At 36.1% G+C, this 7,207-nt stretch carries 9 protein-coding genes; 5 read left to right on the forward strand and 4 right to left on the reverse strand.

Annotation, left to right across the window (positions count from 1 at the left end; all coding sequences use genetic code 11):
* Window positions 1–202: 202 nt before the first annotated feature.
* Window positions 203–1,222, reverse strand: a complete 1,020-nt coding sequence (locus A194_RS0113120; protein ID WP_017187281.1) for a LolA family protein — start codon at window positions 1,220–1,222, stop codon at window positions 203–205.
* A gap of 151 nt (window positions 1,223–1,373) precedes the next feature.
* Complete coding sequence (gene acpS, locus A194_RS0113125; protein ID WP_017187282.1) at window positions 1,374–1,736, reverse strand: holo-ACP synthase; 363 nt, start codon at window positions 1,734–1,736, stop codon at window positions 1,374–1,376.
* An 86-nt stretch (window positions 1,737–1,822) separates the two neighbouring features.
* Between acpS and A194_RS0113130 the strand changes: the two genes are divergently transcribed.
* The 3 genes from A194_RS0113130 to A194_RS0113140 are packed head-to-tail and all read left to right on the forward strand — an operon-like array spanning window position 1,823 to window position 4,240.
* Complete coding sequence (locus A194_RS0113130; protein ID WP_017187283.1) at window positions 1,823–2,419, forward strand: rhomboid family intramembrane serine protease; 597 nt, start codon at window positions 1,823–1,825, stop codon at window positions 2,417–2,419.
* A gap of 27 nt (window positions 2,420–2,446) precedes the next feature.
* Complete coding sequence (locus A194_RS0113135) at window positions 2,447–3,349, forward strand: DMT family transporter (protein WP_017187284.1); 903 nt, start codon at window positions 2,447–2,449, stop codon at window positions 3,347–3,349.
* 30 nt (window positions 3,350–3,379) lie between these two features.
* Entirely contained in the window at window positions 3,380–4,240 is an 861-nt protein-coding gene (locus A194_RS0113140) for a DegV family protein (protein ID WP_017187285.1), read from the forward strand.
* A gap of 54 nt (window positions 4,241–4,294) precedes the next feature.
* Here A194_RS0113140 and A194_RS0113145 read toward each other — a convergent pair whose 3' ends face one another.
* A complete protein-coding gene (locus A194_RS0113145; RefSeq protein WP_017187286.1) occupies window positions 4,295–4,735 on the reverse strand; it encodes a YppG family protein in 441 nt (146 codons plus the stop codon).
* A gap of 88 nt (window positions 4,736–4,823) precedes the next feature.
* On the reverse strand, window positions 4,824–5,297 hold the full coding sequence (locus A194_RS0113150) for a MarR family winged helix-turn-helix transcriptional regulator (protein ID WP_040402951.1): 474 nt from the start codon (window positions 5,295–5,297) through the stop codon (window positions 4,824–4,826).
* A gap of 142 nt (window positions 5,298–5,439) precedes the next feature.
* Here A194_RS0113150 and A194_RS0113155 point away from each other — a divergent pair, with 142 nt between their 5' ends.
* Both A194_RS0113155 and A194_RS0113160 read left to right on the forward strand, forming a co-directional pair.
* Window positions 5,440–6,051 (forward strand): class I SAM-dependent methyltransferase, encoded by a 612-nt coding sequence (locus tag A194_RS0113155; RefSeq protein WP_017187288.1) that lies wholly within the window; start codon window positions 5,440–5,442, stop codon window positions 6,049–6,051.
* 97 nt (window positions 6,052–6,148) lie between these two features.
* A partial coding sequence (locus A194_RS0113160; protein ID WP_017187289.1) for a globin-coupled sensor protein occupies window positions 6,149–7,207 on the forward strand: 1,059 nt, incomplete at its 3' end.

A 7,207-nucleotide genomic window follows, 5' to 3' on the forward strand; every position in this document is an offset into this window, starting at 1 on the left:
TGCCCACGTATCTCGATAAAATTGTCTCACCATGTTTTGACCTTCTTTTTCAACTTTTTATTAAGCTTTCATTATATTATCTATTTCTACCACAAGGCATGTCAAATATCCATTCGACTTGTCATTTGCATATTTGACGCAAAGAAAAATGCCCAAAGATTACTTTGGGCACCTATTAACACTATTTAAATGTTACTTTTTCTTATTTCATCATTTGAGATTCTACTGATTGTGCGATTTGAACCATTTCATTAACTGTTAACGATTCACTCGCTAGAACAAAGCGCATTCCATCTAACTCCCACTCTAACGAATTGTTCGTTAAGTGACCTACAGCAAAGCCTAAGTCAACCATGTCACCGCCAGCATGGACTGGAACCATTAAGCTTGTAGGGTATGAGTCGAATTTCTCCTGTACGAGTGTAAATGGCTTTTCACCTTCATATGATAAGATGACCCGCTCACCATCTTCAAAGTCTACTACTTCCTCGCCAGAAGCTTCTACTCCTTCAGGTACGAACGATGGGAAGTACACTTCCATATCGCGATCTTCTAACTCTGCCATTGTTGGTACACTCACTGCACCTTCAGATAAGTTTTGCTCAGTATCAAACTCTTCGTCACTAATCTCTACATCAAATTCAAAAGAAGTGAAATCTACTTCAACGATTGTCTCACCGTTGTGATCTTGAACTCTAACTAACGCCGGGTCATAGGATCCTTTGTGGAAGTAAACTTCCTGGAAAGGTAACTGTTGATTACCTTTATAGTTTGTCTTTACTTTAAAGACATAATAGTTATCAGTCATTTGGAACTCTCGTTCGCTATCGCTGATAATGTCACTGACAAGCGAGGTGTATAAGTATGGTTGGCTATGTTGTTTCGGCCAGTCATTTTGGAATTTGTAACTCTTATTGATCGAAGGAGTTAAAACAAATACACCTTCATCGTTACGCAAAATGACTTGATTGCCTTGTTCATCAGCCATGTTATTCATAACAACTTTGAAATAATCTTCTTTTTTGTGCCAAACATCAATTTGGTATTGTTGTGATTCTTCCCCAGTCGTCATTGTCATCTCTGCAGAAGCTTTGAAACTCGACATGTCAGCTACTTGGTCATCAAGTGATTGTAGAACATCGTCTTCAGTCTCTTCTCCACATGCGGTTAAAAGAACAGCGGTTAACATAATGGATAAGAAGAGAAATAATTTTCTTTTCATTTGGACAACTCCTTCGTCTCAATTTTTCATTGCTTGTTTACTTTTTGAACAAGCGATCTATTCGGTTGCGGTGACAATGTGCACATCGGACCCTTTTTGTTACCCGCAATACACTATATGAGACAAGGAGTATGAATATGCAGACTAGCTATTAAACTTGTTCAATTATTACTTGAGCAACGGCATAGGCGTCACTATGGGAAATTGAAATGTGCGTCGCTAATTGCTTTTGTCCATTTAAATTAACGCGTGGTTGTCCTTTTTCATTCGATAAAATTTCAATAGATTGAAAAGATAGCTCCTCTCCAATACCACAACCAACCGCTTTACTATAAGCTTCTTTGGCTGCATACCGACCAGCTAAAAATTCCATCTTCCTTCGGTCATTTTGATAAGTATGATACTTATGTAGCTCACGTTCGGTTAAAACTCTTTTAGGAAATCGTGGTTGCCTCTCTACTAACTGTTTTATTCGATCAAACTCTGTAATATCAATCCCAGTTCCTGTAATCATGTTATGCCCTTCTTTCTTATTGCAAGTTATCGCAAAGATTAGTATTCTTAAAGGAAATATGCACATTATAAGTGAGGCGTTAAATCATGTTTTTTATACGCACAGAAAGCTTTAAAGAATACTTACGTTTTTATCCTGTTATTTCAACGATCGCCGTTATACATATCATCATATTCTTACTCGTTAATATATCAGAAGATCTTCTCCACTTACTATGGGGGTTAAATTTTGCTATTGTTTACTTTGATGAATATTGGCGTTTAATTACATCGATCTTCGTTCATGTTCAACCAGAGCACTTATTATTTAATACGTTTAGTTTAATTTTATTCGGCCCTGCATTAGAAGCGATGCTTGGACGTTTTAAATTTATTTTAGCATATTTAGGTGCTGGAATAATTGCGAACTTTGCAACGCTATTTTTAGCATCTCTTGAAACAGCAAACATTGGTGCTTCTGGTGCCATTTTCGGTTTATTCGGTATATACTTATACTTACTGTTCATGAAACCTGAACTAATAGATTCTAACAGTAGGCAAATCATAATCGTCATTGTTATTGTAGGGTTATTCCTTACATTCAGACCAGGCATTAATATTTTTGGTCACATTTTTGGTTTGATCGGTGGCCTTGCACTAGGACCTATTCTATTTGCGAGATATAAAGGCAAAACTCGAATTTAAGAATAGGGCAATATTAGGAGTGACAGTATGAACAACAAACAATTTGCACCATATATAGCCATTGCCATTGGCGTTATAGCCGTATCGACCTCAGCGATATTCGTTCGTTTAGCTGATGCTCCTTCATCGATTGTCGCTAACTACCGTTTATTATTAGCTGTATTAATCATGCTTCCTTTAATACTTTGGAAACATACAGGAGAGTTTAAACATATATCGCGGCGTGATTGGTGGTTTTCCGCCGCGGCTGGTATATTTTTAGCATTACATTTCATCTTATGGTTCGAATCACTTAACCATACATCAGTCGCAAGTTCAGTTGTGTTAGTCACAACCCAACCTATATTCGCTTTTATAGGTACATACTTATTTTTTAAAGAAAGGTTTACGAGTGGTGCTGTTTTAAGTATGATCATCGCTTTCACTGGAAGTGTCATTATTAGTTGGGGCGACTTTCAAATTAGCGGCATGGCTCTAGTTGGAAACTTTTTAGCATTAATGGGCGCAATAGCTATTACAGGTTATTTCTTGTTTGGACAAAATGTACGAAAACGTGTTTCACTCATGACATATACTTTTGTTGTATATGGTGTTAGTTCCATCACGTTAATCTTATATAACATCGTCTTAGGAACATCTTTTACTGGTTACAGCGGAGAAACTTGGATGTACTTTTTAGCATTAGCAATCATCCCAACCTTCTTCGGCCACACACTGTTTAATTGGGCGATTAAATGGGTTAGTACATCAACAATCACAATGGGAGTTTTATTTGAACCAATAGGCGCTTCCATTATGGCTTACTTTATTCTTGGGGAGATTGTTACTTGGTCTCAGTTTTTAGGTGGATCAATTGTTATTATTGGTCTAATGTTATTTATCATTAGTACATCTAAAAAGAGGAAAATTAAAGTTATTAACGAAACATAATTTATAAAATAAATTTATAGAGGTGATGGTATGGGTATTCAATTTATGGTGGATGGTGGAGCAGATTTACCACAAGGCTTCGCAGAGAAGTTTAATATTAAAGAAATTCCTTTGAACATTCATTTTGATGATGGTGTGTACAAAGCAGGAGTCGACATAACAACAGAGCAATACTACGAGATGTTTAATGCGATGGAAGACATTCCTAAGACTTCCGCTCCAAGTCCAAATGATTTCTATGAAGCATTTAAAGAGGTAGATGCTAACACACCCATTTTACTTCTTTCTTTAACTAAAAATTTAAGCGCAACTTACCAAAATGCTGTCATTGGAAGAGACATGATTCTAGATGAAGAGCCAGATCGCGAAATAGAAATCGTTAATACGAAAACTGCATCATGTGGTATTACTCTATTACTCAATGAAGCTATTAAAATGAAGCTTAAAAGTGTTGATTTTCATGAAATTGTTAATCAAACAAAGCAAAACGTTGAGAAGACCGTTACACTGTTCTCTTTAAAAACTGTTGAAAACTTAATTAAAGGCGGTCGTCTTGATAAATTCCGCGGTACGATTGCTAAAACTTTAAACATTAAATTGTTAATGAAAGCTTCAGATGAAGGCGAAATTGAAGTCACTGAGAAGATACGCGGAGAAAAGAAAGCATTACGCCGCCTAATTGAACAGATTGGTGAATATTCAAAAACACTTGAAGGTAAAACAATTGTTATGTCCCAAGGAAATTGTGAAAGTAGAGCTCAAAAATTAATGAATCAAATTAAAGAGCAGTATAAACAAGATGAAGATTACATTGTCGAAATGGGACCTTTAGTTGCTAATTACGCTGGTGAAGGTGGAATAGTTATTTCATTTTTAGAAGATGATCAATAAAACAAAACGGTAAGGAGGTAAACACGCTCCTTGCCGTTTTGTTTTGTTGTATAGTTAAGATCCACGAACCATTGAGTTTAAAGTTTTAATTAATGGCGAAACTTGTTGGGTAATTTGAACAACTTGCCCTAACGTCTTAAACACTTTATCCAAATCGACTTCACCATTTTCATCTTGGAAGTATTGCAATAACATTTGCTTCTGTGTTGGTGTCATCGCATGTTGACCAGGGATTTGAAACCCTTGATAATCATTCGGGTTCATAAATTGATTGTATATAGGGTTCTCTTGTTCATAAGGCATATTGATGTAACCTTCGTACCCTTGATCATTTTCGTAATAGGGGTAGCTTTGATAATCTTGGTAATTGGGGTAAAACTGTTGATAATTAACTGGTATATCAGCTGGTGTTTCATAATCATATGCTGAGTACTGGTAATATGGATCGTATGGACCGCTAGCCCACGGGTAAACACTATACTCGTATCGAAACATTTAATAATTACCTCCCTCATCTTCCATATCAATGTGTATTATTTTATGAAACATAAGAGAGGTGTGTGTTTATCACGATTTATTTAATTTAATTGTGTTTGTATTGCTCAGCTGAACGGCCGAGCTTTTTTACAAGATCAATAGCTTGTAACTTCTCTTCCTCTGTCAAACCATCCATAAACCGCTCAATCTCTTCCCAATGCTTTGGGAAGATTTCATTTAACAATTCTCGACCTTGATCTGTTATTTCTGCATAAGTTACACGACGGTCTTGAGGAGAAGGGATTCGACTTAACAATCCTTTTTTCTCTAAATTGTTGACGACATAAGTAATACTGCCACTCGTTAGTAAAATTCGTTCACCAATCTTTTGTAACGGTTGTTTACCGCGATGGTACAACAATTCCAGTAAAGCGAACTCTGTTGGATTTAAACCGTACCTTGTCATATCCATTTGTGCTAAGTCATTTAAAGTTCTAGAAGCTTTTGATAATACGACAAACAATTTTAACGATGGGTCTTGTTTTCTTTTTTGGTATTCTGATTCATTCACGATAATCATCCTCTTTCATGCTCTTGTATGGTAACGAACGGTTTCAGCCTATCTTCAAGATACAATTATTATAGGTTGTTAGCAAACGACCGTCAAAAAGGTTTTAACTTAATTAAACATTTGGCATAATAGTTTTCTAGGAGGGAAAATGATGATTGAAGATACAGGCGAACGCGTCATACCGAAAATGATGGACCCAATGAATCCCTTATTGTTAGAACATATTGCACGCTATCAATTTGCATTACCCTACTTACATGGAAGAGTATTAGATTTATCTTGTGGATCAGGCTACGGCAGTCATATGATTGCTAAACGTCGAAAACGTGAAGTCGAAGAAGTGGTCGGCATTGACCTTGATCCAAAAACTATCAAGTATGCTAAAGGTGAATATTATCACCCGAAAACACAGTTTATTGCAGCTAACGCCATTGATGCAACGTTAGTCGATCATGTCGGAACATTCGATGCCATCGTAAGTTTTGAAACGATCGAACATATTGCTGAAGAACAAGCTTTATTAAATAACTATTACCGTCTATTAAAACCTGGTGGCACATTAGTTGTCTCAACACCGTTCGGCCAAGGTCGTGGTCAACCGTGTGGCTCCCCTTTCCATGTTCATCAATTAACTGAACAAGAGTTTGAATCATTATTTACAAATTACAGCACGTCGCAATTTTACTATCAAGACGGTGTTTTAATAGAACCTAAGCGAGAAGGCATTCGTTACCCACTAGGAATTGCTGTTTGTACAAAATAGGTCGAAAAACATAACTATTAGTCGAAAATTCAATTTACTTTCTAAGATTTTATTACTATACTAAGGACAAACGAACTAGTTCCTAGGAGTTGTTAAAATGTTTAAACTTCAAAAACAAGCAGAGTCTACTTTAACAGTGCAATCATTTTTGGATGATGTCACCATTGACACGACCAACCAACCAGACCTTGAAAAGCAATTAAGAATGGTGAACCTAACCAAAGAAGACCTTGCAACGTTAATGGCATTAAAACCGATTGTAACTGAACACATTGATGACATCGTTGTTCAATTTTATGCGAATATTGAGCACGAACCCTCTTTAATGGAAATTATCCAACACAACAGTTCAGTTGAACGATTAAAACAAACACTTACTCGTCACATTCAAGAAATGTTTATTGGGGTAATTGATCACGAATTTGTTGAGCAACGAAAGTATATCGCCTATGCCCACGTTAAGATCGGGCTAATGCCTAAGTGGTATTTATGTGCATTCCAAGATCTATTAAACTCGTTTCAGAAAATCTATTTTGACCACTTTAGTCATAAAGATGATATTTTCAAAGCGCTATCAGCAACGTCAAAAATCTTAAATATTGAACAGCAGCTCGTGTTAGAAACGTTTGAACAAGAAAATAAGCGTATACGTGAAGAGCAATATGAAAAACAGAATAACTTATTAAATGAAATCAATCGTATGTCAGATGAATTAGTGAAAATTTCTAATCAAACAGATCTTGCTATGAAACAACTACTTGAGCATTCAAATGAAATTAGGTCTTTCTCTAAAACAACTGTCGACACAGCTTCTACTGTTGAGAATCAATCAAACACGGGTAAAGCTGATTTAGATCACCAACTACATAAGATGGCGGAAATTGAACAAGAAATGAATTCAATCTATAACGAGATGAATAAACTAGAAGAAGCCTCTAGTAAAATTAATGAGATTTTAAACTTCATTACAGATGTTTCGGAACAAACGAATCTATTATCGTTAAACGCATCAATCGAAGCAGCCCGTGCTGGTGAGCTAGGACAAGGCTTTGCCGTTGTAGCTCAAGAAGTTAAGAAGTTAGCTGATCAAACGAAAGGCTCAATTGAAAATATTACTGAGTTAATTAACACAACTAACGAACAGATTGATCAAGTA

Source organism: Alkalibacillus haloalkaliphilus C5 (assembly GCF_000269905.1).
In the GTDB taxonomy this organism is placed as follows: domain Bacteria; phylum Bacillota; class Bacilli; order Bacillales; family Alkalibacillaceae; genus Alkalibacillus; species Alkalibacillus haloalkaliphilus_A.

Coding starts and splice junctions, on each gene's coding strand:
- A194_RS0113120 (WP_017187281.1), bottom strand. CDS start 1,222: ATGAAAAGAAAATTATTTCTCTTCTTATCCATTATGTTAACCGCTGTT.
- acpS (WP_017187282.1), bottom strand. CDS start 1,736: ATGATTACAGGAACTGGGATTGATATTACAGAGTTTGATCGAATAAAA.
- A194_RS0113155 (WP_017187288.1), top strand. CDS start 5,440: ATGATTGAAGATACAGGCGAACGCGTCATACCGAAAATGATGGACCCA.
- A194_RS0113145 (WP_017187286.1), bottom strand. CDS start 4,735: ATGTTTCGATACGAGTATAGTGTTTACCCGTGGGCTAGCGGTCCATAC.
- A194_RS0113150 (WP_040402951.1), bottom strand. CDS start 5,297: ATGATTATCGTGAATGAATCAGAATACCAAAAAAGAAAACAAGACCCA.
- A194_RS0113140 (WP_017187285.1), top strand. CDS start 3,380: ATGGGTATTCAATTTATGGTGGATGGTGGAGCAGATTTACCACAAGGC.
- A194_RS0113130 (WP_017187283.1), top strand. CDS start 1,823: ATGTTTTTTATACGCACAGAAAGCTTTAAAGAATACTTACGTTTTTAT.
- A194_RS0113135 (WP_017187284.1), top strand. CDS start 2,447: ATGAACAACAAACAATTTGCACCATATATAGCCATTGCCATTGGCGTT.